A 24,078-nucleotide genomic window follows, 5' to 3' on the forward strand; every position below is an offset into this window, starting at 1 on the left:
CGAGCGCAAATGCTTCGGCTGAAGCGGCGAAGCGATCCAGAACCTGCCCAGCCCCCTGGATTGCTTCGCTGCCTCGCGTCGACGCGTTCAACAGAGTGGCTGTCGTTTTTTTGCAACCGGATCATCTTTGGAGAGTGCGATGAAGCGCTTCAACCTTTCGGCCTGGGCCGTCAGCCATCCGACGCTGATCCTGTTCCTGATGCTCATACTCGGCGTCGCCGGGTTCTTCTCCTATCAGAAGCTCGGTCGCGCCGAGGATCCGTTCTTCACGGTGAAGGTGGTCAACGTCTCCGTGCTGTGGCCGGGCGCGACCGCGCAGGAAATGCAGGCGCAGGTCGCCGATCCCATCGAGAAGAAGATCCAGGAGCTGCCCTACTTCGAGAAGGTGCAGACCTATTCCAAGCCCGGCTTCACTGCGCTCCAGGTCACCTTCCGCGATTCCACGCCGCCGAAGGACGTGCCGTATCTCTTTTATCTGCTGCGCAAGAAGCTGGCCGACGTGCAGGGCCAGCTGCCCGCAGGGATTCTCGGGCCCGTCGTCAACGACGAGTTCTCCGACGTCGATTCCATCCTCTACATGATGACCGGCGACGGCGCCGACTACGCCCAGCTCAAGAAGGTCTCGGAGGGTTTCCGTCAGCGCCTCCTGAAGGTGCCGGGCGTGACCAAGGTCGACGTCTACGGCAACCAGGATGAGCGCATCTTCGTCGAGTTCAGCCATGCCAAGCTCGCCACTCTCGGCATCACGCCGCAGGCGCTGTTCGATTCGCTCGCCAAGCAGAACAACGTGACGCCGGCCGGCACGGTCGAGACCTCGTCGCAGCGCGTGCCGCTGCGCGTCACCGGTGCACTCGACGGCGCCAAGGCCGTCGCCGAAACCCCAGTCGAGAGCAACGGTCGCGTGTTCCGCCTCGGCGACATCGCCACGGTCACCCACGGCTATGTCGACCCGCCGAGTTTCATCGTGCGCCAGGAAGGCAAGGCCGCGATCGGCATTGGCGTCGTCACCGCCAAGGGCGCCAACATCCTCGATCTCGGCAAGGAGGTCGAGAAGGCGACGGCTGAATTCATGAAGGCGGTGCCGCAGGGCGTCGACATCAAGCTGATCGCCGACCAGCCCAAGGTGGTCGAGCACGCCGTCAGCGAATTCGTGCACTCCTTCATGGAGGCGCTGGTGATCGTGTTGTTCGTGTCGTTCCTCGCGCTTGGCTGGCGCACCGGCATCGTGGTCGCGTTGTCGGTGCCGCTGGTGCTCGGCATCGTCTTCATCGTCATGAACACCATGTCGCTCGACCTGCACCGCATCACGCTGGGTGCGCTGATCATCGCGCTCGGCCTGCTGGTGGATGACGCCATCATCGCTGTCGAGATGATGGTGGTGAAGATGGAGCAGGGCTGGGACCGCATGCGTGCGGCGTCCTTTGCCTGGGAATCCACTGCGTTTCCGATGCTCACGGGAACGCTGGTCACGGCCGCTGGCTTCCTCCCCATCGGCTTTGCCAATTCCGCGGTCGGCGAATATGCCGGCAGCATCTTCTGGATCGTGGCGATCGCGCTGGTCGCGTCCTGGTTCGTGGCGGTGATCTTCACGCCCTATATCGGCGTCATGCTGCTGCCCAACATCAAGATGCACCACAATCACGATCCGCACGCGGTCTACGAGACCCGCATGTACCGGGGCCTGCGCGCGATCGTGCAGTGGTGTGTCAACCACCGCATCACCGTGGTGGCTGCGACCGTCGGCGTCTTCGTCGCCTCGATCGTCGGCTTCGGCCACGTCCAGCAGCAGTTCTTCCCGCTGTCCGAGCGCCCCGAGCTCTTCCTCCAGCTTCGTCTGCCCGAGGGCACCGCCTTCAACGTCACGGAAAAGGCGGTGAAGAAGGCCGAGACCATGCTCAAGGACGACAAGGACATCGAGACCTATACGGCCTATGTCGGGCAGGGCTCGCCGCGCTTCTGGCTCGGCCTCAATCCGCAGCTTCCAAACGAGGCTTTTGCCGAAATCGTCATCGTCGCAAAGGGCGTCGAGGCGCGCGAGCGCATCAAGGCCAGGCTTGAAAACGCCGTTGCCGACGGCGCTCTCAACGAGGCCCGCGTGCGCGTCGACCGCTTCAATTTCGGTCCCCCCGTTGGTTTTCCCGTGCAGTTTCGCGTCATCGGCCCCGACGCCAACAAGGTGCGCGAGATCGCCTACCAGGTCCGCGACGTCATGCGGCAGAACAAGAGCGTCAAGGACGTCCAGCTCGACTGGAACGAGCAGTCGCCTTACCTCAAGCTCGTCGTCGATCAGGATCGCGCCCGCGCGATGGGTCTGACCCCGCAGGACGTGTCGCAGGCGCTGTCGATGCTGATCTCCGGCTCACAGGTGACGACCGTGCGCGACGGCATCGAAAAGGTCGGCGTGGTCGCGCGCGCCGTATCGTCCGAACGGCTCGACCTCGGCGCAGTCGGCGATCTCACCATCACCTCGCGTAACGGCGTGGCCGTGCCGCTGCAGCAGATCGCCAAGATCGAGTATGCCCACGAGGAGCCGATCATGTGGCGGCGTAACCGCGACATGGCGATCACAGTGCGTTCCGACGTCGTCGACGGCGTGCAGGCGCCCGACGTCACCGGCCAGATCGCGCCGAAGCTGAAGGCGATCAAGGACAACCTCGAGCCGGCCTACCGCATCGAGGCGGGCGGCGCGTTCGAGGAATCCGCCAAGGGCAACGCCTCGATCTTCATTCTCTTCCCGCTGATGGTCATGGTGATGCTGACGCTGCTGATGTTCCAGCTGCAGAGCTTCTCGCGCCTGATCCTGGTGTTCCTGACCGCGCCGCTCGGCATCGTCGGCGCCTCCTTCGGGCTCAACATCGCCAACGCGCCGTTCGGCTTCGTGGCGCTGCTCGGCCTGATCGCGCTCGCCGGCATGATCATGCGCAACGCGGTCATCCTGGTCGATCAGATCGAGACCGACGTCTCGCACGGCCTGACCCGCCGCGAGGCGATCGTCGAGGCCACCGTCCGCCGCGCCCGTCCGGTGGTGCTGACGGCGCTTGCCGCCATCCTCGCCATGATCCCGCTGTCGCGCTCGGCGTTCTGGGGGCCGATGGCGATCACCATCATGGGCGGCCTGTTCGTCGCAACCTTCCTCACGCTGCTGTACCTGCCGGGTCTCTACGCCCTCTGGTTCCGCAAGAGCCTGGACGAGGCGGGCACGCCCGAACAGCCTGCCGCGCCGCAGCATGGGCGCGATGACGAGAACGCAATTCCGCTTGCTGAGGCGGCTGAATAAGTGAAGATGAATTGGCTGATTGACGAGTCCTGACAGATGACACTGGTTTCGGAACATATCGAAGGCGACACCCGGGATCGTATTCTCGAGGTGGCCGAGCGGCTGTTCCGCCAGATCGGCTATCTCAAGACCACGGTCGGGGACATCGCCAAGGAGCTCAAGATGAGCCCCGCCAACGTCTATCGCTTCTTCGAATCGAAGAAGGCGATTCATCAGGCGGTGGCCCGTTCGCTGATGGGCGAGGTCGAGCTGGAAGCGCAGCGGATCGTGGCGAGACCCGGTCCGGTAGCGCCGCGCTTCCGCGAGCTGCTCACCACCATCCATCGCATGAACACCGAACGCTATGTCGGCGACAATAAGCTGCACGAGATGGTCGAGATCGCGATGCAGGAGGACTGGGACGTCTGCGTCAACCACATGGAGTGCATTGCCGGGGTCATCGGCCAGATGATCGCGCAAGGCGTGGCCGCCGGCGAGTTCGAGGCGCCGGACCTGCAACTGGCCGCGCTCTGCGCCTGCACCGCGATGATGCGCTTTTTCCACCCCCAGATGATCGCCCAGTGCGCTACCAAGCCGGGGCCGACCATCGACCAGATGATCGATTTCGTCATCGCGGGATTGTCCCCGCGGCACTGACGCGGCGACGGATTTCCTCCTATAAGCAGGCCCACCGCCCCGGAATGACGGCTGGTGGTGGGCAAGGACGGATCGACAAACTCCGTCATTGCGAGCGTAGCGAAGCAATCCAGACTGTCTCTGCGGAGGGATTCTGGATTGCCTCGCTGCGCTAGCAATGACGAGAAGGAAAAAGCGCGTGACCGACAAAGACCTGCACTTCTACGAGCCCGCCAAGGGCCACGGCCTCAAGCACGATCCCTTCAACGCCATCGTCGCGCCGCGGCCGATCGGCTGGATTTCGTCGCGCGACACCAAGGGCCACGTCAACCTCGCGCCCTATAGCTTCTTCAACGCATTCTGCTACGTCCCTCCGATCATCGGCTTCTCCTCCACCAACTGGAAGGACACGGTCGAGAACATCCAGCAGACCGGCGAGTTCGTCTGGAATCTGGCCACCATGGACCTGGCCAGGCACATGAACGCGACTGCGGCGCACGTCGGCCCCGAGGTCGACGAGTTCGAGGTCGCCGGCCTCACCGCCGTGCCCGGTAGGCTCGTCAACGTGCCGCGCGTCGGTGAGAGTCCCGTCGCCTTCGAATGCAAGGTGTCCGACATCGTCCGGCTCAAGGGCGCCGACGGCAAGGAGGCCAACGCCTGGCTGACGCTCGGCGAGGTGGTCGCCGTCCACATCGACAAGGCCATGATCAAGGACGGCGTCTACCAGACCGCCGCCGCCCGCCCGATCGTCCGGGCCGGCCGCAGCGGGGATTATTTCGAGATCAAGCCGGAAAACATGTTCGAGATGGTGCGGCCGGATTAGGCGCCTCTCTCTCCATCCCGTCATTCCGGGGCGCGCCGTTAGGCGCGAACCCGGAATCCATTCATCGGCCAACGCTGCCGCACCATGGATTCGGGCTCGTGCTTCGCGCGCCCCGGAATGACATCCCCCCGGAACTGCCACCACGCCTTGGCCGTTATGGCCCCTGGGCGCCGCACGGCCGCGTCAATTCGCGTCTTTTCGCGGGCGAAGTGTTCACCCCCGCCGGCCACTTTCCGCTAAAATGCCCGAGCACCGCGCCGATCCATGAGGTCCGCCATGAGCTTCCGCCGCGACACCCTGACAAAACCGATTTTCTCCTGGGCGCGTGGCGTGCTGCCGGCGATGTCGGACACCGAGCGCGAGGCGCTGGAGGCCGGCGACGTCTGGTGGGACGCCGATCTCTTTACCGGCAACCCTGACTGGTCGAAGCTGCTGAAGGTCCCGCAGGCAATGCTGACCGACGAGGAGCAGGCCTTCCTCAATGGCCCCGTCGACGAGCTCTGCGCCATGCTCGACGAGTGGAAGATCTTTTGGGAATGGCGCGACCTGCCGCCCGATGTCTGGCACTTCATCAAGCGCGAAAAATTCTTCGGCATGATCATTCCGAAGGAGTTCGGCGGCCTCGGCTTCTCGCCCTATGCGCATTCGGAAGTGGTGCGCAAGATCTCGACCCGCTCGATCGCCGCCGCGGTGACGGTGATGGTGCCGAACTCGTTAGGCCCCGGCGAACTCCTGATGCACTTCGGCACGAAGGAGCAGCAGCAGCGCTGGCTGCCGCGTCTTGCCGACGGCCGTGACATTCCCTGCTTCGGCCTCACCAGCCCCGAGGCTGGCTCCGATGCCGCCTCGATGGTCGACACCGGCATCATCTGCAAGGGCAGCTTCGAGGGCCAGGAGGTGCTGGGTCTGAAGCTCAACTGGCACAAGCGCTACATCACGCTCGGTCCGGTCGCGACGCTGCTCGGCCTCGCCTTCAAGGCGTATGACCCCGATCATCTCGTAGGCGATCAGGAAGAGCTCGGCATCAGCGTGGCGCTGATCCCGACCAACCTTCCCGGCGTCGAAATCGGCAAACGCCATCTGCCGTCGATGCAGGTGTTCCAGAACGGCCCGAACTGGGGCCGCGACGTTTTCATTCCGCTCGACTACGTCATCGGCGGCCAGGCGCGGCTGGGGCAGGGCTGGAAGATGCTGATGACCGCGCTCGCCGCCGGCCGCGGCATCTCGTTGCCGTCGCTCTCCGCCGCGGGCGCCGCCTATGCCGCCCGCACCACAGGCGCCTATGCCCGCATCCGCGAGCAGTTCGGCATCTCCATTTCCAAATTCGAGGGCGTCGAAGAGCCGCTCGCCCGCATCGTCGCGACCGCCTATCAGCTCGACGCGGCGCGGCGGCTGACCTGCGCCGCGCTGAATGCCGGGATCCATCCGGCCGTCATCTCCGGCATCATGAAGCTGCACGCGACCGAGCGGATGCGCACCGCGGTCGACGACGCCATGGACATCCATGGCGGCAAGGCCGTGATCGACGGTCCGCAAAACTATCTCGGCAATCTCCACCGTGCCGTCCCCGTCGGCATCACCGTCGAGGGCGCCAATATCCTCACCCGCAATCTCATCGTGTTCGGGCAGGGCGCCATCCGCGCCCATCCCTATCTGCTCGACGAGATGAATGCGCTCGCGGATACCGATCGCGAGCGCGGGCTCACCTCCTTCGACAAGGCGTTCTGGAAGCATGTCGGCCACAGCTTCGAGACACTCTTGCGCGCGTTCGGCCGGAGCTGGAGCTTTGGCGTCTTCGCGCTTGCACCCGACGCCGGTGACGCCAGGCCATTCTATCGCCAGCTCTCGCGCTACTCCGCGGCGTTTGCCCTCTGTGCCGATATGGCGCTGCTGACACTCGGCGGCGCGCTCAAGCGCAAGGAGATGCTGTCGGCACGCTTCGGCGACATCCTGTCTGAGCTGTATCTGCTCTCGGCCGCGCTCAAGCGCTGGCAGGACGAGGGCCGGCAGAAGGAGGACTTTGCCGCGCTCGAATGGTGCATGGCGACGGGCTTTCGGACCATCGAGAACCGGCTTGCCGAAATCCTCGCCAATCTGCCCAACCGCTTTGTAGCTGCAATCCTCAAGCTGGTGGTCCAGCCGTTCGGCGCCCGCGTGCTGGGTCCCTCCGATCGGGTCGTGCATCAATGCGCGAGCCTCGTGCTGGAGCCGTCGGCCGCGCGCGACCGCCTCACGCCTGATCTGGCTTATGTCGATGACGATGGCGGCTTCGACCGGCTGGAGCGCGCGTTCAACCTGGTCGCAGGCACGGACGCCATCGCCAGGCGCATGCGCGCGGCGCACATGAGCAACTGGAAGGATGCGGTGGCCAAGGGCGTGATCACGCAGGCCGAGGGCGAGCAGCTGGCCGCGGCCCGCGAAGCGGTGACAAAAGTGATCGAGGTCGACGATTTTGCACCGGAGGCGCTGTCGCCGATTTACAAGAAAACCGGTGACGTGCATCAGTTCTTCCAGGAACTCGGTGAACAGAGGGCGGCGAGCTGATGGCACGACCGGTTTTCATCGTCGACGGCAGCCGGACGCCGTTTTTGAAGGCGCGTTCGGGGCCGGGGCCGTTCACCCCGGTCGATCTCGCCGTGCAATGCGGCCGGCCGCTGCTGGCGCGCCAGCCGTTTTCGCCGGATAGCTTCGACCAGGTCATCCTCGGCTGCGTCAACGTGATCGCGGACGAAATGAACCCGGCCCGCGTCGCCGCGCTCCGGCTCGGCATGGGTGAGGACATGGTCGCCTTCACCGTGCAGATCAATTGCGGCTCGGGTATGCAGTCGATCGACACCGCCTACCGCTACATCCGCGAGGGCCATGCCGACATGATCCTCGCCGGCGGCACCGAAGCCTTGAGCCATGCGCCGCTGGTCTGGCCCAATTCCGGCGTGCGCTGGTTCGCCGGCCTTGCCACCGCCCAGGGCGTCGCCGCGAAGCTTGCCGCAGCGTTCAAACTGCGGCCGCGCTATCTCAAACCGATCATCGGGTTGGAGCGCGGGTTGACCGATCCCATTACCGACCTGAACATGGGCCAGACCGCCGAAGTCGTCGGCCATCTCTTCGGCATCACCCGCGCGCAGTCCGATGCCTATGCCGCCGAGAGCCATCGCCGGCTCGCGCATGCGCAGGCAGAAGGTTTTCTCAAGGGCGAGATCGAGACCGCGTTCTCCCGTGACGGAAAATTCTTCGAGCATGACGATGGCGTGCGTCCGGACTCGACAGCCGAGAAGCTGGCGAAGCTGAGGCCGGTGTTCGAACGTCCCTGGGGCCAGGTCACTGCCGGCAATTCCTCGCAGATCACCGACGGCGCGTCCTGGGTGATCCTGGCGTCCGACGAAGCGGTCGCCAGGCACAAGCTGACGCCGAAGGCCGTCATCGTCGACAGCAACTGGGCCGCACTCGATCCAAGCATCATGGGTCTCGGTCCCGTGATGTCGGCGACGCCGCTACTCAAGCGCAACGATCTCACTATCCAGGACGTCCAGACCTGGGAGCTCAACGAAGCGTTTGCCACCCAAGTGCTCGGCTGCCTTGGCGCCTGGAATGACGACAAGTTCTGCCGCGAGATTTTGGGGCTCGATGGCGCTGCCGGCGAGATCGACCGCGAAAAACTCAATGTCGACGGCGGCGCTATCTCGCTCGGACATCCCGTCGGCACCTCCGGCAATCGCATCGTGCTGCATCTCGTCAACACGATGAAGCGGCTCGGCACGCGGCGCGGCATTGCCACCGAATGCATCGGCGGCGGGCTCGGCGGCGCCATGCTGATCGAGGCGGTGTGACGATGGATTCCAGGATCATGACCGCGCTCGGCGACCGCGTGCTGGAGCTCGGGCCCAAGCCCGCGCCTGACAGTCCTTACCGCCACTTCAAGCTGACGCGCGACACCGACGGCGTCGCCTGGCTGCTGTTCGACCGCACTGACGCCAGCGCCAATACGCTGTCCTCGGACGTAATGGAGGAGTTCGACTCCGTGCTGGCGGCGATCGAGACCGAGCGTCCGGCCGGCCTCGTGATCCGCTCCGCAAAACCGTCCGGCTTCATTGCAGGCGCCGACGTCAACGAATTCCGTGGCGCCGATGATGCCGCGATGGTGGAGACTCGCATCCGTGCCGCCCATGCGGTGGTCGACCATCTGGAAGCGCTGAAGCTGCCGACGGTCGCGGTGATCCACGGGTTCTGCCTCGGCGGCGGGCTCGAAGTCGCGCTCGCCTGCCAATCGCGCATCGCCATCGACGGCGCGCGCTTCGGCTTCCCCGAGGTGATGCTGGGCCTGCACCCTGGGCTCGGCGGCACCGCGCGTTTCACAGCGCTGGTCAATCCGACCCAGTCGATGGCCCTGATGCTGACCGGCCGCACCATTGATGCCCGCCGCGCCAAATCGCTCGGCCTCGTCGACACCGTGACGCAGGAGCGCCACGTTCGCAACGCGGTGAAGGACGCGCTGTTCGGCCGCCTCAAGCGGGCGCGGCCGGGCTTTCTGACGCGTGCGGCGAATTTCGGCCCGGTGCGCGGGTTGCTGGCCAAACGAATGCGATCGGAGGCGGCAAAGGCCGCGTCCCGCGAGCATTATCCTGCGCCTTACGCGCTGATCGATCTCTGGGAGACCCATGGCGGCAGCAAGGCCGCGATGCTCAGGGCGGAGCAGGCCTCGTTCGCCAAGCTGATGGTGACGCCGACCGCGCAGAATTTGATCCGCGTGTTCTTCCTGCGCGAGCAGATGAAGAAGGCGACAGGTTCCGGCAACACGATCAAGCATGTCCACGTCATCGGCGCCGGCGCCATGGGCGGCGACATCGCGGCGTGGTGTGCGGGGCAGGGGCTGCGCGTCTCGCTCGCCGACATGAAGGCGGAACCGATCGCAGGCGCGGTCAAGCGCGCCGCCGAGCTCTACGGCAAGATCATCCGCAAGCCGATCGAGGTGCGCGACGCGCTCGATCGCCTGATCCCCGACATGGACGGGGAGGGCGTCCGCAACGCCGATCTCGTCATCGAGGCGGTCCCGGAGAAGCTCGAGCTCAAGCAGAAGGTCTATGCCGGTATCGAGCCGCGGATGAAGGAGGGCGCGATTCTCGCGACCAACACGTCGAGCATTCCGCTGCAGGATTTGCGCACCACGCTGGCGCGTCCGGAGCGGCTGGTCGGCTTGCACTTCTTCAACCCGGTGTCGCGGTTGCAGCTGGTCGAAGTCGTCAGCCATGACGGCAACGATACGCAGGCGCTGAAGGAGGCGCTCGCTTTCGTTGGCGCGATCGATCGGCTGCCGTTGTCGGTGAAGAGCTCGCCGGGCTTCCTCGTCAACCGCGCGCTGACGCCCTACATGCTGGAAGCGATGGTGATGCTGGACGAGAAGATCGACCAGCGCCTGATTGACGCGGCCGCGGAGCAGTTCGGCATGCCGATGGGGCCGATCGAACTGGCCGACCAGGTCGGGCTCGACATATGTCTCGACGTCGGCGACATGCTGCGCAGCAAGTTCGGCGATCTGCTGCCGCCAACGCCGGCCTGGCTGCGCGAGAAGGTCGCCAAGGGCGAGCTCGGCCGCAAGACCGGCAAGGGCTTTTACGTCTGGCGCGACGGCAAGGCCGAAAAGGCGCCGTTGCCCGAGACCGGTCCGCGCGTCACCGACCAGATGATCGACCGCCTGGTGCTGCCGATGTCCAATGTCTGCGTCGCCGCGCTTCGCGAAGGTATCGTCGATGATGCCGACATGGTCGACGGCGCCATGATCTTCGGCACCGGTTATGCACCGTTCCGTGGCGGCCCGTTGAACTATGCGCGCACGCGTGGTGTGGATCATGTCGCATCTACGCTGCGCGCGCTGGCTGGAAGATTCGGCGAGCGCTTTGCGCCGGATCCGGGCTGGGACAATTTCAAGTGAGATGTTTTCAAGTGGGCAATCTTCAAATGAGCAATCTTCAAGTGAGAGCGGCATGAACGAACAAGCCGATGCCGGGCCGGGCGGCGATCTCTGCATTCGCACGCTGGCAATGCCTGCCGACACCAACGCAAACGGCGACATCTTCGGCGGCTGGCTGCTCAGCCAGATGGACGTCGGCGGCGGCGTGTTTGCGTCAAAGGTCGCAAAGTCGCGCACCGTGACCGTCGCCATCGAGGCGATGAATTTCCGCAAGGCCGTCTATGTCGGCGATCTCGTTTCGGTCCACGCCCACCTTGTTCGCGTCGGGCGCACGTCCATCACCGTGCATCTGGAAGCGTGGGCGCTGCGCCGCGGCGAGCAGCAACCGTTCCTCGTCACCGACGGCAACTTCACCTACGTGTCGATCGACGAGCACGGCCGCCCGCAGCCGGTTCGCCCGACCGACACCGCGATCGCGACGTAGTCGCGCGCGGCGTTGCGCCTCATCATTCGGTGTATGCGGGGCCACCAAACGCGGCGCGACTGAGACACGGCGTCGCGGCTTTGCCAAGAACCAGTCATAAAACGGATGAGGTCCCGGCGTACCCAATTGCCTGTCGATTCGGGGTGGAAACCGGCTGATTTGCCCGAGGAACTTTCGGGCCGCGATCCGGTTATTTGCCCGCACTGAGGAATCTACGGGCCATGCCGGACAGCTACATCATCGAAGTTAATTCAGAGGCTGCGGGAATCGTTGTTCGTGGCCAGGGCGGCTACTGCTTCTTCGCATCGTCCCACCAATTCAACCGACTCGAAGGCCAGCTCTTCCGCAACGCCCGCGAAGCCGAGCGCGCCGCGCGCAAGCTGGTTAACGGTGATGTGAAGGAAGCGGCGTAGTCCTCCCGCTGGTCATTCCGGGCCGCGCGTAGCGCGAGAGGTAGGAATCTTTTGCCGCGAACTCTTCTTCCCTTCTCCCCTTGTGGGAGAAGGTGGCGCGTAGCGCCGGATGAGGGGTCGTCTGCGCAAATTCCACTGCGAGAGATTCATTCTCGGAGAGAAACCTCACCTGAGTTCGCTTCGCGAAGCCACCCTCTCCGCGTGGGGAGAGGGGAACAGCCGTTGTTCACAACTTCGTCGCCGCCCGCGAGAGCAGCTTCCAGTCGTCGCCCTGCTTCTGCCAGTTCATCAGGATATGAAGGTTGGTCGGCACTTTCTTCCCATCGGCCGCCATCTCCTGTTCTGCCACCCAGTGGAAACGCACGATCGCAGCGGGGCCGACGACCTTGATGGTCGGGTCCTTGTATTCGATGGACAGGAATTTGGATTTGCCGTCGGTGGCGTTGGCGACGAAGGTCGCCTTGTCCTCGACCTTGCCGCTGGAATGGCTGTAGCTCACCTCGTCGGCGCAGAGCGCGCCGAGCGCCTTGGGATCGGCTGCGATCTGGGCGAGACGGAACGCCTCGACCTTCTTCGCCACGGCTTCCTCGTCCGCCGAGGCCGCCAGCACCGGTGTTGCGAGCGCTGAGACGGCAAGAGTGGAGACGGCAAGAGCTGGGACTGCAAGAGTCGAGAGAGCCAGATCGCGTCGGTTGATCGTCATCGTTTCCTCCTTTTTGATCTTGCATGGAGTGTTGCAGCCGCGCGCGACTTTGTCGAGTGTCGCGTGGTGGTCATGCACGTGCGTCATTGCGCGATTGGCGCTGTATTGATACGGCTTTCGTATTGATGCGTCATATATTCGGGAAAGTACGGACATGATCGAGGCTATCGGCAGGGCGTTGCTGTTCGACATCGACGGTACGCTCGCCAACACCGATCCGCTGCACCTGAAGGCCTTCAATCAGGTGCTCGGTCCTCGCGGCCATGTCTTCGATCACGCGCGCTTCTCCAGGGAGCTGCAAGGCTTCGCGAATGTATCGATCGGCGAGCGCTTTCTGCCCGACGAGGCGCCGGAACGGCGTGCCTTGATCCTCGATGAGAAGGAGGAAGTCTTCCGCGAACTCGTCGCGGGGCAGATCGAGCCGCTGCCGGGCCTGATGGCGCTGCTCGACAGGGCGGATGCGGCCGGTATTCCCATGGTCGCCGTGACCAACGCCCCGCGGCTCAATGCGGAGCTGCTGCTGTCCGGCCTCGGCATCACGCACCGCTTCAAGGCGCTCGTGATCGGTGCCGAGCTGTTGCACGGCAAGCCGCATCCGCTGCCTTATCAGGAAGGGTTGCGCTTTGCCGGCGCCAGCGCGATGGCCTCAATCGCGTTCGAGGACTCCCGCACAGGCGTGCAGTCGGCCGCGGCGGCCGGCATTCCGACCATCGGCATCCGGACCAGCCTCAGCCATGCTGATCTCGTCGCCGCCGGGGCTATCGCCTCCGCCAGCGCCTTCGACGATCCGGACCTGCTGACGCGTCTCGCCGCTGCGATGGCGTGGTGAAGACCTCGTCCGTTAACCGTGATCGGCGCGCGCATTGACCGAATGCGCGAACCGCCGCACCATGCAGCTTCCTGACTTGAGGCCATCGCCGTGACCGGACTGACCCATCGCCAAGCCGAAATCCTCAACATCGCGCGCGCTTCGGGCCGCGTCATGGTCGAGGAGCTGGCGCGCCGATTCGAGGTCTCGGCGCAGACCATCCGCAAGGATCTCAACGATCTCTGCGAGCGGAGATCGCTGACCCGCATCCATGGCGGCGCGATCATTGCTTCCGGCGTGGAAAATCTCGCCTACGAGGCGCGGCGCTTCGTCGCCGCCGACGAGAAGAAGGCGATTGGAGCTGCGGCCGCGTCGCTGATCCCGAACGGCTGCTCGCTCTTCATCAACATCGGCACCACGACCGAGGAGGTGGCGAGCGCGCTGACCTCGCACGAGGACCTCCTCGTCATCACCAACAATCTGAACGTCGCCATGCTGCTGTACCGCCATCCTCGCATCGAGGTGGTGGTCGCCGGCGGCACGGTACGACGCGCCGACGGTGCGGTGGTCGGCTCGACCGCGACGCAGCTGATCGGCCAGTTCAAGGTCGACTACGCCATCATCGGCGCGTCCGCGATCGACGAGGAGGGCGCGCTGCTCGACTTCGACTATCGCGAGGTGCAGGTGGCGCAGGCCATCATCGCCAATGCCCGCAGCGTCATGCTGGTCGCCGATTCCACAAAACTCCGGCGCAGCGCGCCGGTGCGCATCGCCCATATCAGCCAGATCCAGACCTTCGTCACCGACCAGGAATTGCCGGAGCGCCTCGCCACCATCTGCCACGGCAAGGGCATCGAGGTGATGGCGGCGATGCCGAAGGGGGCGGACGTCGATGATGCTCAAGGCGAGGCACAAGAAGCGCCCGAGGCCGCGCCGGTGGTGCGGCTGCGCTAGATTTTATGTGGCTTCCCATGGATTGAGTAGCGGGACGCCGAATACCGCGAAATCCTTCACATTGCGCGTGACGAGCATGAGGTCGTTTGCCAGCGCGGTCGCGGCAAAGAAGCCGTCCATGACAGACAATGCGACGCCGCTTCTGCGGCTCTGAGCCATCAGGTCACCCCAGCGTTCCGCCACCGCGTGGTCGATCGCCAGGGTGCGCCCGGCAAAACGCTCCGGCAGATCGTGGGCAAGCCAGGCGGCCAGTGCTGCGCGCCGACGGCCATCCTCCAGCAATGCGATGCCGCGGCGAAGCTCGGCGATCGATGCCACGCTGATGAACGCACGATCCTCGTCGATCGTATCAAGCCATGACAAGACTTTCGGCGAAGGGGCCGGCCTCTGGACCTCCGACAACACGTTGGTGTCGAGCAGCAGATTCACGGCGTCTCGTCGTGCGGCGCGTCGTGCACGCGTTCAAGCTCGAGATCGGCGCTACGCAGCGGCGAAGCCAGCAGGAATTCGGCTAGGGTACCTTTGCGCGCCGTCTTGCGCGCCCATTCCTCGGCGGAAACGATCACCGCATTTGGCTTGCCGTGTCGGGTGATGATTTGCGGGCCGGCCTGGGCACGGTCGATCACCTCGGAGAGCCGGGCCTTGGCGTTGGCAAGCGTCCATGAGGCGGTCGCTGGTGAGTCTGGTGCAGTGCCGTGTTCTGTCATGCAGATAAAGACCAATATGACTACAGTAACCAATAATGGTCCTCGACGACTATTCAAGAGAAAAATGCTGCTCCGATCCTCTCCTGGACTGCCCATTTTCGCACCCCTTTGCCCACTTATAAGTTCCGCTTTCACTTCCTTTCGCCTCTCTTTCATCTTGCTTTCGTTTTCTGGTGTGATCTAATCCAAAACGAAAGTAACCGCTCGATTGAACGGGCGGTCGCCGGGGGATGCGTCTGTTGGAGCGAATTTTCGACCTCGCCATCATTGGAGGCGGTGTTAACGGCTGCGGCATCGCGCGCGATGCGGTGGGCCGCGGGAACACGGTTTTCCTGTGCGAAATGAACGATCTGGCGAGCGGGACCTCGTCCTGGTCGACCAAGCTGGTGCATGGCGGCCTGCGCTATCTCGAATATTACGAGTTCCGGCTGGTCCGCGAGGCGCTGATCGAGCGCGAGATTCTCTGGGGCATCGCGCCCCACATCATTCGCCCCCTGCGTTTCGTCTTGCCGCACCATGCGGGCCTGCGGCCGGCCTGGCTGCTGCGCCTCGGCCTCTTCCTCTATGACCACATTGGTGGCCGTCATCTGTTGCCGGCGACGCGCTCGGTCGACCTGCGGCGTGACGAGGTCGGCCGGCCGCTGATCCCGAACCGCTACGGCCGCGCATTCGAATATTCCGACTGCTTCGTCGACGACGCCCGTCTCGTTGTGCTCAACGCGCGCGATGCCGCCGACAAGGGCGCCGAGATCCGCACCCGCACGCGCGCGACGGATATCAAACAGTCAGACGGCATCTGGACCGTCAGCATGATCGACACGCTGACAGGCGCGCGTTCGTCGATCCAGGCCCGTGCGCTGGTCAATGCCGGCGGGCCCTGGGTCGAGGATGTGCTCGGCCGCGGCGCCGGCGTCAACGCCAAAGCCAAGGTGCGTCTGGTGCAAGGCTCGCACATCGTGGTCAAGAAGCTCTACGACCACGACCGCGCCTACATGTTCCAGAATGCCGACGGCCGCATCATCTTCGTCATTCCCTATCAGGACGATTTTACGCTGATCGGCACCACCGACCGCGACTATGACGGCGATCCCGCCAAGGTGAAGGCGACGGCCGAGGAGATCCAGTATCTCTGCACGGCGGCGAGCGAATATCTGGCCAAGCCTGTCACGCCTGACGACGTGGTCTGGACCTATTCCGGCGTGCGTCCGCTCTATGACGACGGCGCCAGCGAAGCCAAGGCCGCGACGCGCGACTATGTGTTCGAGCTCGACACGCCCGGCGGCGTGCCGCTGCTGTCGATCTATGGCGGCAAGATCACGACCTACCGTCGTCTCGCCGAGGAGGCGCTGGAGCGGCTCGCGCCCTATCTTCGCAGTGCGAAAGCGCGCGAAGGCTGGACCGGCAAATGGCCGCTGCCCGGCGGCGACATGGGCGTGTCCGATGTCGACGGCCTGATTGCCGAGCTTCAGCGCGGCTATCCCTTCCTCAGCCACGAGCATGCGCGGCGCCTGGCGCGCGCCTATGGCACGAGGGCGATCAAGCTGCTTGGGGATGCGAAATCGGCGGCCGATCTCGGCCAGGCCTTCGGCGCGACGCTGACCGAGCGCGAGGTCCGCTATCTCATGGCCAACGAATGGGCCGTCACCGCCGAAGATATCGTCTGGCGCCGTTCCAAGCTCGGCCTGCGACTAAGTGCCGACGAGATCGCGGCGCTTGACGACTGGATCAGGACCCACGCCGTGCAGCAAACTCCCCTGCTGGAAGCGGGAGGACGCTCATGACCGTGACACTCGATCACGTGACCCGGACTGTCGACGGTATCGAGCACATCCGCGACGTCTCGCTGACGCTCGAGAGCGGAACGCTCAACGTGCTGCTCGGGCCGACGCTGTCGGGCAAGACCTCGATCATGCGGCTGCTCGCAGGCCTGGACAAACCGACATCGGGCAAGCTGCTGGTCAACGGCAAGGACGTCACCGGCGTCGACGTGCGCCAGCGCTCGGTTGCCATGGTCTATCAGCAGTTCATCAACTACCCCTCGCTGTCGGTCTACGAGAACATCGCTTCGCCCTTGCGCGTGCAGGGCAAGCCGCGCGCCGAGATCGAGGCGCGGGTCGCGGAAGCCGCCCGACTGCTGCGGCTCGAGCCGTTCCTGAAGCGCACGCCGCTCCAGCTTTCCGGCGGCCAGCAGCAGCGAACTGCGATGGCGCGCGCGCTGGTAAAGGGCGCCGACCTCGTGCTGCTCGACGAGCCGCTCGCCAATCTCGACTACAAGCTGCGCGAGGAGCTGCGCACCGAGCTGCCGCGCATCTTCGAGGCGTCCGGCGCGATCTTCGTTTATGCCACCACCGAGCCGACCGAGGCGCTGCTGCTCGGCGGCAACACGGTGTGCATGTGGGAGGGGAAGGCGCTCCAGATCGGCGAGACGCCGAACGTCTACCGGCGGCCGCAGACCTTGCGCGTCGCGCAGGTGTTCTCCGATCCGCCGCTCAATCTCGTCGGCATCGAGAAAAAGAACGGCTCGGTGCAATATGCGGGCGGCATTGCCGCGCCGGCGTCCGGTCTCTATTCCTCGCTCGCGGACGGCGCCTATCGCGTCGGATTTCGAGCCCATCAGCTCGCGCTTGCCAATGGCGAGACTGACCGCCACGCGTTCCATGCCACGGTCACGGTGACCGAGATCACCGGTTCGGAGAGTTTCGTGCATCTGACTCGCGACGGATCGAACTGGGTGGCGGTGCTGCACGGCGTGCACGAGTTCGAGCCCGGCCAGACGCTCGATGCCGTGCTCGATCCCAACGACGTCTTCGTTTTCGATGCGGCAGACCGTTTGGTCGCCGCTCCCGGTCCCATAGCGTTTTCAAGCGAAGTGCCGAGCGGTTCGCGTGAAGAAAACGCGTCAAAGAAAAAAGCCTGAGGGGGATGCGACATGGCCCGCATTGACCTCGTCGATCTCGCTCACTCCTACGGCGGCAATGACGCGCCGCAGGACAGCTTTGCTCTCAAGCCTGTCACCATGACCTGGCGGCAGGGCGGCGCCTACGCGCTGCTCGGTCCGTCCGGCTGCGGCAAGACCACGCTGCTCAACGTCATCTCCGGCATCATCACGCCGTCGCGGGGGAAAATCCTGTTCGACGGCGAGGACATCACACCGCTGTCAACCCAGAAGCGCAACATCGCCCAGGTGTTCCAGTTTCCGGTGATCTACGACACGATGACGGTGGGGCAGAATTTGGCGTTCCCTCTGAAGAATCGCGGCGTGCCGAAGGCCGAGATCGACCAGCGCGTCGCCGAGATCGGCCGCCTGCTCGACCTCGAGCCCTATCTGAACCGCAAGGCGACGCGGCTCACGGCTGACGCCAAGCAGAAGATCTCGCTCGGCCGCGGCCTCGTCCGCTCCGACGTCGCCGCCGTGCTGTTCGACGAGCCGCTCACCGTGATCGACCCCGAGCTGAAATGGCAGCTCCGCTCCAAGCTGAAGGCGCTGCATCGCGAGCTCGACCTGACGATGATCTACGTCACCCATGACCAGACCGAAGCGCTGACCTTTGCAGATACCGTCGTCGTCATGCATGACGGCCGCGTGGTGCAGAGCGGCACGCCGGCCGAGTTGTTCGACAAGCCGGCGCACACCTTCGTCGGCTATTTCATCGGCTCGCCCGGCATGAACATCCTGCCGGCCGAGGTGAGGGGCCGTGAGGCCAGGATCGGCGGTCATGTGATCGCGCTCAACCGCAGCTACGACAAGCTGCCTGATGGCTCGAAGATCGAGATCGGCGTCCGTCCGGAATTCGTCGAGGCCGTCGCGCCTGCGCCCGGCCTGCTCAGTGCGAAGATCGAACGCGTCGACGACCTCGGCCGCATCCGCTTCGCGCGTGCGCGGCTTGGTGAGGCAAAACTCGCGGCCCGTGCACCGGCCGGCTTCACCAGCCCGGACGGAACGGCCGGCCTGAAATTCGACCCGTCGCACGTCCACGTCTATGCCGACAGCCTTCTGGTGGAGGGAGCCGCCTGATGGACAAGACCGTCAACCAAAAAGCCTGGTTCCTGGTGCTGCCGGTGTTCCTGGTCGTCGCCTTCTCGGCAGTGCTGCCGTTGATGACGGTGGTGAACTATTCGATGCAGGACACCTTCGGCAACAACCAGTTCTTCTGGAACGGCGTCGGCTGGTTCAAGGAGCTGCTCGATCCCTCGACCGATCTCGGCGGCCGCTTCCTGGCTTCGCTCGGCCGCAATCTGTTCTTCTCGCTGGTGATCCTCGCGATCGAGGTGCCGCTCGGCATCGTCATCGCGCTGTCGATGCCGCGTCAGGGCTGGACCGTCGCGGCCTGTCTGGTGATCCTCGCACTGCCGCTGCTGATTCCGTGGAACGTGGTCGGCACGATCTGGCAGATCTTCGGCCGGCCCGACATCGGTCTGATGGGCTATGTCCTCAACCACATCGGGCTCGATTACAATTACGTCTCCAACGAATTCGATGCCTGGGTCACCGTCATCGTGATGGACGTCTGGCACTGGACCAGCCTGGTCGCGCTGCTGTGCTATGCCGGCCTGAAGTCGATTCCCGAAGCCTATTACCAGGCGGCGCAGATCGACGGTGCCTCGCGCTGGGCGGTGTTCAAGGCGATCCAGCTGCCGAAGATGAACCGCGTGCTGCTGATCGCGGTGCTGCTGCGCTTCATGGACAGTTTCATGATCTACACCGAGCCGTTCGTGGTGACGGGTGGCGGGCCCGGCAACTCGACAACCTTCGTCTCGATCGAGCTGGTCAAGATCGCGCTCGGTCAGTTCGACCTCGGCAAGGCCGCCGCGCTCTCGCTGGTCTACAACCTCATCATCCTGATCGTCTGCTGGATCTTCTACACCGTCATGACCAATGCCGGCGCCGAGCGGAAGCCGCAGGAAGGAGCCGCGTGATGCATTCGATCCCCGGCCGTCGCGTCATCATGGCGCTGTTCCTGATCTTCCTGCTGTTGCCGATCTACTGGCTCGTCAACATGAGCTTCAAGACCAACGCCGAGATCGTCTCGTCGATGACGCTGTGGCCGCATACGCCGACGCTGCAGCATTACAAGCGCATCTTCACCGACGAGAGCTGGTATTCCGGCTACATCAATTCGCTGGAATATGTCGTCCTCAACACCATCATCTCGATCTCGGTGGCGCTGCCGGCAGCCTACGCGTTCTCGCGCTACCGCTTTCTCGGCGACAAGCATCTGTTCTTCTGGCTGCTGTCGAACCGGATGGCACCGGCCGCGGTCTATGCCCTGCCGTTCTTCAACCTCTATTCGGCGATCGGGCTGTTCGATACGCCCTGGGCGGTCGCGCTGGCGCACTGCATCTTCAACGTGCCCTTAGCGGTGTGGATCCTGGAAGGCTTTGTCTCCGGCGTGCCGCGCGAGATCGACGAGACCGCCTTCCTCGACGGCTATTCCTTCCCGCGCTTCTTCATCAAGATCCTGGTGCCGTTGATTGCGAGCGGCATCGGCGTCGCCGCCTTCTTCTGCTTCATGTTCTCCTGGGTCGAGCTGCTGCTCGCGCGCACGCTGACCTCGGTCTCGGCCAAGCCGATCGCGGCGATCATGACGCGTACGGTGTCGGCAGCCGGCATGGACTGGGGCCTGCTGGCTGCGGCCGGCGTGCTGACGATCATCCCGGGCGCGCTCGTGATCTGGTTCGTTCGGAATTACATCGCGAGCGGTTTCGCGCTCGGTCGGGTCTAGGAGATGCGCATGATCCCGAAAAGTGGGAACCGGTTTTCGGACCAGATCATGCGCAAGGAGTAAGAGCATGGAATCGATTGCATGGATGGCCTGGACGCCGCCAACGGCGATCTTCTTTGTCGCGCTGGCCTGCACGTTGGGGGTGATGACCTGGCTCGGGGTGGCTTATCCCGAAGCCGAGCGCGTCGGCGTGCTGCGCATTCCGACCACGCGCGGCGACCGCCTGTTCATCTCCCTGATCACGGCGGCGGTCATCCACTTGCTGTGGATCGCCTTCGCCGGCACCGACGCCCTCGCCACGCTGCCGATCGGCGAGGACGGAGTTGAAATTTCGCGCCTTTGGATCGCATCAGGAATCTCGCTGGCCACGGCCGTACTCATTTTCCGCACGGTCTAGCCCGCGAAGGAACGGCCAGATCCGGGACCAACCCGGGCCTGTAAAAAGTTTGTCGCTGCAACGGAGGAACAACATGCGGCAGTTTAGGAGAAGGGAACGTCCATTGACCAAGAATAGCTTTCTGACGATGTCCAGTGTCGCCGCCATGGTCGCGGTGTCGTTGGCCGTCTCGGCGCCGGTGCGCGCCGCCGACGACGCTGCGATCCAGAAGTGGATCGCGGAATTCCAGCCCTCGACGCTGTCGAAAGACGAGCAGAAGAAGGAGCTGGAGTGGTTCGCCAAGGCCGCCGAGCCCTTCAAGGGCATGGAGATCAACGTCGTCTCCGAAACCATCACGACCCACGAATACGAGTCGCAGACGCTGGCCAAGGCGTTCTCCGAGCTCACCGGCATCAAGCTCAAGCACGACATCATCCAGGAAGGTGACGTGGTCGAGAAGCTGCAGACCCAGATGCAGTCCGGCAAGAACGTGTACGACGGCTGGATCAACGATTCCGACCTGATCGGCACGCACTTCCGCTACGGCCAGACCATCGCGCTGTCGGACTACATGACCGGCGAGGGCAAGGACGTCACCGACCCCATGCTCGACGTCAATGACTTCATCGGCAAGTCGTTCGGCACGGCGCCGGACGGCAAGCTCTACCAGCTGCCCGACCAGCAGTTCGCGAACCTTTACTGGTTCCGCTACGACTGGTTCACCAACCCCGACTACAAGGCCAAGTTCAAGGCCAAGTATGGCTACGAGCTCGGCGTTCCCGTGAACTGGTCGGCCTATGAAGACATCGCCGAGTTCTTCACCAACGACATCAAGGAGATCAACGGCGTCAAGGTCTATGGCCATATGGACTATGGCAAAAAGGACCCGTCGCTCGGCTGGCGTTTCACCGACGCCTGGCTGTCGATGGCCGGTAACGGCGACAAGGGCATTCCGAACGGTCTGCCGGTCGACGAATGGGGCATCCGCATGGAAGGCTGCCGTCCGGTCGGCTCCTCGGTCGAACGTGGTGGCGACACCAACGGTCCGGCCGCGGTCTACTCGATCACTAAGTATCTCGAGTGGATGAAGAAGTATGCTCCGCCGCAGGCTCAGGGCATGACCTTCTCCGAGTCGGGTCCGGTGCCGGCGCAGGGCAACATCGCCCAGCAGATGTTCTGGTACACCGCCTTCACCGCCGACATGGTGAAGCCGGGCATCGCCGTGATGAACGCGGACGGTACGCCGAAGTGGCGTATGGCTCCGTCGCCGCACGGTTCGTACTGGAAGGAAGGCATGAAGCTCGGCTACCAGGACGCGGGCTCGGCGACGCTGCTGAAGTCGACTCCCGCTGACCGCCGCAAGGCGGCCTGGCTCTATCTTCAGTTCATCGTCTCCAAGACGGTCAGCTTGAAGAAGAGCCATGTCGGTCTCACCTTCATCCGTGAATCCGACATCTGGGACAAGTCGTTCACCGAGCGTGCGCCGAAGCTCGGCGGCCTGATCGAGTTCTACCGCTCGCCCGCGCGCGTGCAGTGGACCCCGACCGGCAACAACGTGCCCGACTATCCGAAGCTCGCCCAGCTCTGGTGGCAGAATATCGGCGATGCGTCGTCCGGTACGAAGACGCCGCAAGCCGCGATGGACTCGCTTGCCGCTGCTCAGGACTCCGTGATGGAGCGCCTCGAGAAGTCCGGCGTGCAGGGCGCCTGCGGTCCGAAGCTGCACAAGAAGGAGACGGCCGAGTACTGGTTCGCCAAGGCCCAGAAGGACGGCACGATTGCTCCCCAGCGCAAGCTCGCCAACGAGAAGCCGAAGGGCGAAACGGTCGACTACGACACCCTGATCAAGTCGTGGCCGGCCCAGCCCCCGAAGCGCGCCTCGCTGCAGTAAGGCACGTCTCATAACGACGAAAGGCCGGGAGCAATCCCGGCCTTTTTCTTTTTTTCGCTGGTAGCGCTCTCTCGACTTCCCTCCGCTGTCATCGTCCGCGAAGGCGGACGATCCAGTATTCCAGAGGCGGTCGTGGCTTGAATGGAGAAGCCGCGGCGTACTGGATGCCCGCCTTCGCGGGCATGACAGCTGTGCCCGCTTATTCAGCCGGCTCAGCCGCCAGCGTCGGGTAATCCGTGTATCCCTTCGCGCCACCGCCGTAGAATGTGTTCTTGTCCCAATCGTTCAGCGTCGCGCCCGCCTTCAGGCGCTCGACGAGATCGGGGTTGGAGATGAACGGCTTGCCGAAGGCGATGAGATCGGCCGCGTTCGCCTCCAGCACCTTGGTGGCAAGATCGAAATCATAGCCGTTGTTCGCGATGTAGGCGCCGGGGAAGCGCTTGCGCAGGCCCGCATAGTCGAACGGCGCGATGTCGCGCGGACCGCCGGTGGCGCCTTCGACGACATGAAGATAGACGAGCTTCAGCGCGGCGAGCCCGTCGACGATATGGTCGTACAGGGCTTGCGGGTTCGAATCCGAGATGTCGTTGGCCGGCGTCACCGGCGAGATGCGGATGCCGGTGCGGTCGGCGCCGGCCTCCGCCACGACGGCCCTGGAGACTTCCAGCATCAGCCGCGCCCGGTTCTCGACGGAGCCGCCATAGGCGTCGGTACGCTTGTTGGTGCCGTCCTTGGCGAACTGCTCGAGCAGATAGCCGTTGGCGCCATGGATCTCGACGCCGTCGAAGCCGGCTTCGAGCGCATTCTTCGTGGCGCGCTTGAAATCGTCGATAATCCCCGGAATTTCGGAGAGCTCGAGCGCACGGGGCTGGGAAACATCGGCGAAGCCGCCGTTGACGAAGGTCTTGCCCTTGGCGCGGATCGCGCTCGGCGCCACCGGGGCTGCGCCATTGGCTTGAAGGTCGACATGCGAGATGCGACCGACATGCCAGAGCTGGATGAAGATCTTGCCGCCGCGCTGATGCACCTGATCGGTGACCTTGCGCCAGCCGGCGACCTGCTCCTTGGAGTAGATGCCGGGGGTGTCCTGGTAGCCTTGGCCCTGCTCCGAGACCTGGCTCGCTTCGGTGATCAGAAGGCCCGCGGAAGCACGCTGGCCGTAATAGTCCGCCGCGAGCGGGCTCGGTACGAAGGTGCCGGGAACGGCGCGGTTGCGCGTCAGCGGCGCCATCACCAAGCGGTTGGCTAGCGTGATCGGGCCGAGCTTGTAGGTCTCAAACAATTTGGTCGAACGGCTCATGAGAATGCTTCCAGGCGATGAGTGGTCCGGAACATTTGTGCATCGCGGCAATCAACGCAAGGGAGGAGCCATACAGAAACTGCAGGCGAGATGCGCAGT

At 64.2% G+C, this 24,078-nt stretch carries 21 protein-coding genes; 17 read left to right on the top strand and 4 right to left on the bottom strand.

Annotated elements, in window-relative coordinates; translation table 11 throughout:
* Positions 1-139: 139 nt before the first annotated feature.
* The 8 genes from AC0L21_RS15995 to AC0L21_RS16030 all read left to right on the top strand — a co-directional run bounded on the left by AC0L21_RS15995 (position 140) and on the right by AC0L21_RS16030 (position 11,517).
* Positions 140-3,277, top strand: a complete 3,138-nt coding sequence (locus AC0L21_RS15995) for an efflux RND transporter permease subunit (protein WP_473262792.1) — start codon at positions 140-142, stop codon at positions 3,275-3,277.
* A gap of 36 nt (positions 3,278-3,313) precedes the next feature.
* Positions 3,314-3,913: a TetR/AcrR family transcriptional regulator gene (locus AC0L21_RS16000; protein ID WP_473262793.1), complete on the top strand. Its 600-nt coding sequence runs from the start codon at positions 3,314-3,316 to the stop codon at positions 3,911-3,913.
* A 178-nt stretch (positions 3,914-4,091) separates the two neighbouring features.
* Positions 4,092-4,715 carry a flavin reductase family protein gene (locus AC0L21_RS16005; RefSeq protein WP_027516354.1) on the top strand — a complete coding sequence of 208 codons (624 nt, stop codon included), beginning with the start codon at positions 4,092-4,094 and terminating at the stop codon, positions 4,713-4,715.
* 276 nt (positions 4,716-4,991) lie between these two features.
* On the top strand, positions 4,992-7,259 hold the full coding sequence (locus tag AC0L21_RS16010) for an acyl-CoA dehydrogenase (RefSeq protein ID WP_473262794.1): 2,268 nt from the start codon (positions 4,992-4,994) through the stop codon (positions 7,257-7,259).
* Positions 7,259-8,542, top strand: coding sequence for an acetyl-CoA C-acetyltransferase (locus AC0L21_RS16015; RefSeq protein WP_473262795.1), 1,284 nt, complete (start codon positions 7,259-7,261; stop codon positions 8,540-8,542). Before AC0L21_RS16010 ends, AC0L21_RS16015 begins: the two co-directional genes overlap by 1 nt.
* A gap of 2 nt (positions 8,543-8,544) precedes the next feature.
* The gene (locus AC0L21_RS16020; RefSeq protein ID WP_473262796.1) at positions 8,545-10,641 is read left to right on the top strand and encodes a 3-hydroxyacyl-CoA dehydrogenase NAD-binding domain-containing protein; all 2,097 of its coding nucleotides are present in this window, start codon (positions 8,545-8,547) and stop codon (positions 10,639-10,641) included.
* 52 nt (positions 10,642-10,693) lie between these two features.
* Positions 10,694-11,104, top strand: a complete 411-nt coding sequence (locus AC0L21_RS16025; protein WP_018454990.1) for an acyl-CoA thioesterase — start codon at positions 10,694-10,696, stop codon at positions 11,102-11,104.
* A gap of 221 nt (positions 11,105-11,325) precedes the next feature.
* The gene (locus AC0L21_RS16030) at positions 11,326-11,517 is read left to right on the top strand and encodes a hypothetical protein (protein WP_200472535.1); all 192 of its coding nucleotides are present in this window, start codon (positions 11,326-11,328) and stop codon (positions 11,515-11,517) included.
* Between the two features lie 226 nt (positions 11,518-11,743).
* On the opposite strand, the gene AC0L21_RS16035 is transcribed toward AC0L21_RS16030, so the two are convergent.
* Positions 11,744-12,220, bottom strand: a complete 477-nt coding sequence (locus AC0L21_RS16035) for a nuclear transport factor 2 family protein (protein WP_473262797.1) — start codon at positions 12,218-12,220, stop codon at positions 11,744-11,746.
* A gap of 154 nt (positions 12,221-12,374) precedes the next feature.
* Between AC0L21_RS16035 and AC0L21_RS16040 the strand changes: the two genes are divergently transcribed.
* Together AC0L21_RS16040 and AC0L21_RS16045 are read left to right on the top strand one after the other, a co-directional pair.
* Positions 12,375-13,049 carry an HAD family hydrolase gene (locus AC0L21_RS16040; RefSeq protein ID WP_473262798.1) on the top strand — a complete coding sequence of 225 codons (675 nt, stop codon included), beginning with the start codon at positions 12,375-12,377 and terminating at the stop codon, positions 13,047-13,049.
* A 90-nt stretch (positions 13,050-13,139) separates the two neighbouring features.
* Positions 13,140-13,982, top strand: a complete 843-nt coding sequence (locus AC0L21_RS16045) for a DeoR/GlpR family DNA-binding transcription regulator (protein WP_473262799.1) — start codon at positions 13,140-13,142, stop codon at positions 13,980-13,982.
* Positions 13,983-13,985: 3 nt separating this feature from the next.
* Here AC0L21_RS16045 and AC0L21_RS16050 read toward each other — a convergent pair whose 3' ends face one another.
* On the bottom strand, positions 13,986-14,411 hold the full coding sequence (locus tag AC0L21_RS16050; protein WP_473262800.1) for a PIN domain-containing protein: 426 nt from the start codon (positions 14,409-14,411) through the stop codon (positions 13,986-13,988).
* Positions 14,408-14,689 (bottom strand): type II toxin-antitoxin system Phd/YefM family antitoxin, encoded by a 282-nt coding sequence (locus AC0L21_RS16055; protein ID WP_473262882.1) that lies wholly within the window; start codon positions 14,687-14,689, stop codon positions 14,408-14,410. The genes AC0L21_RS16050 and AC0L21_RS16055 overlap by 4 nt, the downstream gene beginning before the upstream one ends.
* 230 nt (positions 14,690-14,919) lie before the next feature.
* Here AC0L21_RS16055 and glpD point away from each other — a divergent pair, with 230 nt between their 5' ends.
* The 7 genes from glpD (at position 14,920) to AC0L21_RS16090 (ending at position 22,679) form a co-directional block, all read left to right on the top strand.
* Complete coding sequence (glpD, locus tag AC0L21_RS16060) at positions 14,920-16,470, top strand: glycerol-3-phosphate dehydrogenase (protein ID WP_473262801.1); 1,551 nt, start codon at positions 14,920-14,922, stop codon at positions 16,468-16,470.
* Complete coding sequence (locus AC0L21_RS16065; protein ID WP_473262802.1) at positions 16,467-17,606, top strand: ABC transporter ATP-binding protein; 1,140 nt, start codon at positions 16,467-16,469, stop codon at positions 17,604-17,606. The genes glpD and AC0L21_RS16065 overlap by 4 nt, the downstream gene beginning before the upstream one ends.
* A 12-nt stretch (positions 17,607-17,618) precedes the next feature.
* A complete protein-coding gene (locus tag AC0L21_RS16070) occupies positions 17,619-18,704 on the top strand; it encodes an ABC transporter ATP-binding protein (protein ID WP_473262803.1) in 1,086 nt (361 codons plus the stop codon).
* Positions 18,704-19,606, top strand: coding sequence for a carbohydrate ABC transporter permease (locus tag AC0L21_RS16075; protein ID WP_473262804.1), 903 nt, complete (start codon positions 18,704-18,706; stop codon positions 19,604-19,606). Before AC0L21_RS16070 ends, AC0L21_RS16075 begins: the two co-directional genes overlap by 1 nt.
* Positions 19,606-20,412, top strand: a complete 807-nt coding sequence (locus AC0L21_RS16080; RefSeq protein WP_441234243.1) for a carbohydrate ABC transporter permease — start codon at positions 19,606-19,608, stop codon at positions 20,410-20,412. Before AC0L21_RS16075 ends, AC0L21_RS16080 begins: the two co-directional genes overlap by 1 nt.
* A gap of 67 nt (positions 20,413-20,479) precedes the next feature.
* Entirely contained in the window at positions 20,480-20,809 is a 330-nt protein-coding gene (locus AC0L21_RS16085; RefSeq protein ID WP_473262805.1) for a DUF2160 domain-containing protein, read from the top strand.
* Between the two features lie 127 nt (positions 20,810-20,936).
* On the top strand, positions 20,937-22,679 hold the full coding sequence (locus tag AC0L21_RS16090) for an ABC transporter substrate-binding protein (protein WP_035993295.1): 1,743 nt from the start codon (positions 20,937-20,939) through the stop codon (positions 22,677-22,679).
* Between the two features lie 199 nt (positions 22,680-22,878).
* Here the strand turns inward: AC0L21_RS16090 and AC0L21_RS16095 are convergent, their stop codons facing one another.
* The gene (locus tag AC0L21_RS16095) at positions 22,879-23,979 is read right to left on the bottom strand and encodes an alkene reductase (protein WP_473262806.1); all 1,101 of its coding nucleotides are present in this window, start codon (positions 23,977-23,979) and stop codon (positions 22,879-22,881) included.
* Positions 23,980-24,078: the final 99 nt, after the last annotated feature.

This window comes from Bradyrhizobium sp. WSM4873 (assembly GCF_055811355.1).

Coding starts and splice junctions, on each gene's coding strand:
- AC0L21_RS15995 (WP_473262792.1), top strand. CDS start 140: ATGAAGCGCTTCAACCTTTCGGCCTGGGCCGTCAGCCATCCGACGCTG.
- AC0L21_RS16000 (WP_473262793.1), top strand. CDS start 3,314: ATGACACTGGTTTCGGAACATATCGAAGGCGACACCCGGGATCGTATT.
- AC0L21_RS16010 (WP_473262794.1), top strand. CDS start 4,992: ATGAGCTTCCGCCGCGACACCCTGACAAAACCGATTTTCTCCTGGGCG.
- AC0L21_RS16015 (WP_473262795.1), top strand. CDS start 7,259: ATGGCACGACCGGTTTTCATCGTCGACGGCAGCCGGACGCCGTTTTTG.
- AC0L21_RS16020 (WP_473262796.1), top strand. CDS start 8,545: ATGGATTCCAGGATCATGACCGCGCTCGGCGACCGCGTGCTGGAGCTC.
- AC0L21_RS16025 (WP_018454990.1), top strand. CDS start 10,694: ATGAACGAACAAGCCGATGCCGGGCCGGGCGGCGATCTCTGCATTCGC.
- AC0L21_RS16030 (WP_200472535.1), top strand. CDS start 11,326: ATGCCGGACAGCTACATCATCGAAGTTAATTCAGAGGCTGCGGGAATC.
- AC0L21_RS16035 (WP_473262797.1), bottom strand. CDS start 12,220: ATGACGATCAACCGACGCGATCTGGCTCTCTCGACTCTTGCAGTCCCA.
- AC0L21_RS16040 (WP_473262798.1), top strand. CDS start 12,375: ATGATCGAGGCTATCGGCAGGGCGTTGCTGTTCGACATCGACGGTACG.
- AC0L21_RS16055 (WP_473262882.1), bottom strand. CDS start 14,689: ATGACAGAACACGGCACTGCACCAGACTCACCAGCGACCGCCTCATGG.
- glpD (WP_473262801.1), top strand. CDS start 14,920: ATGCGTCTGTTGGAGCGAATTTTCGACCTCGCCATCATTGGAGGCGGT.
- AC0L21_RS16065 (WP_473262802.1), top strand. CDS start 16,467: ATGACCGTGACACTCGATCACGTGACCCGGACTGTCGACGGTATCGAG.
- AC0L21_RS16070 (WP_473262803.1), top strand. CDS start 17,619: ATGGCCCGCATTGACCTCGTCGATCTCGCTCACTCCTACGGCGGCAAT.
- AC0L21_RS16075 (WP_473262804.1), top strand. CDS start 18,704: ATGGACAAGACCGTCAACCAAAAAGCCTGGTTCCTGGTGCTGCCGGTG.
- AC0L21_RS16080 (WP_441234243.1), top strand. CDS start 19,606: ATGCATTCGATCCCCGGCCGTCGCGTCATCATGGCGCTGTTCCTGATC.
- AC0L21_RS16085 (WP_473262805.1), top strand. CDS start 20,480: ATGGAATCGATTGCATGGATGGCCTGGACGCCGCCAACGGCGATCTTC.
- AC0L21_RS16090 (WP_035993295.1), top strand. CDS start 20,937: ATGTCCAGTGTCGCCGCCATGGTCGCGGTGTCGTTGGCCGTCTCGGCG.
- AC0L21_RS16095 (WP_473262806.1), bottom strand. CDS start 23,979: ATGAGCCGTTCGACCAAATTGTTTGAGACCTACAAGCTCGGCCCGATC.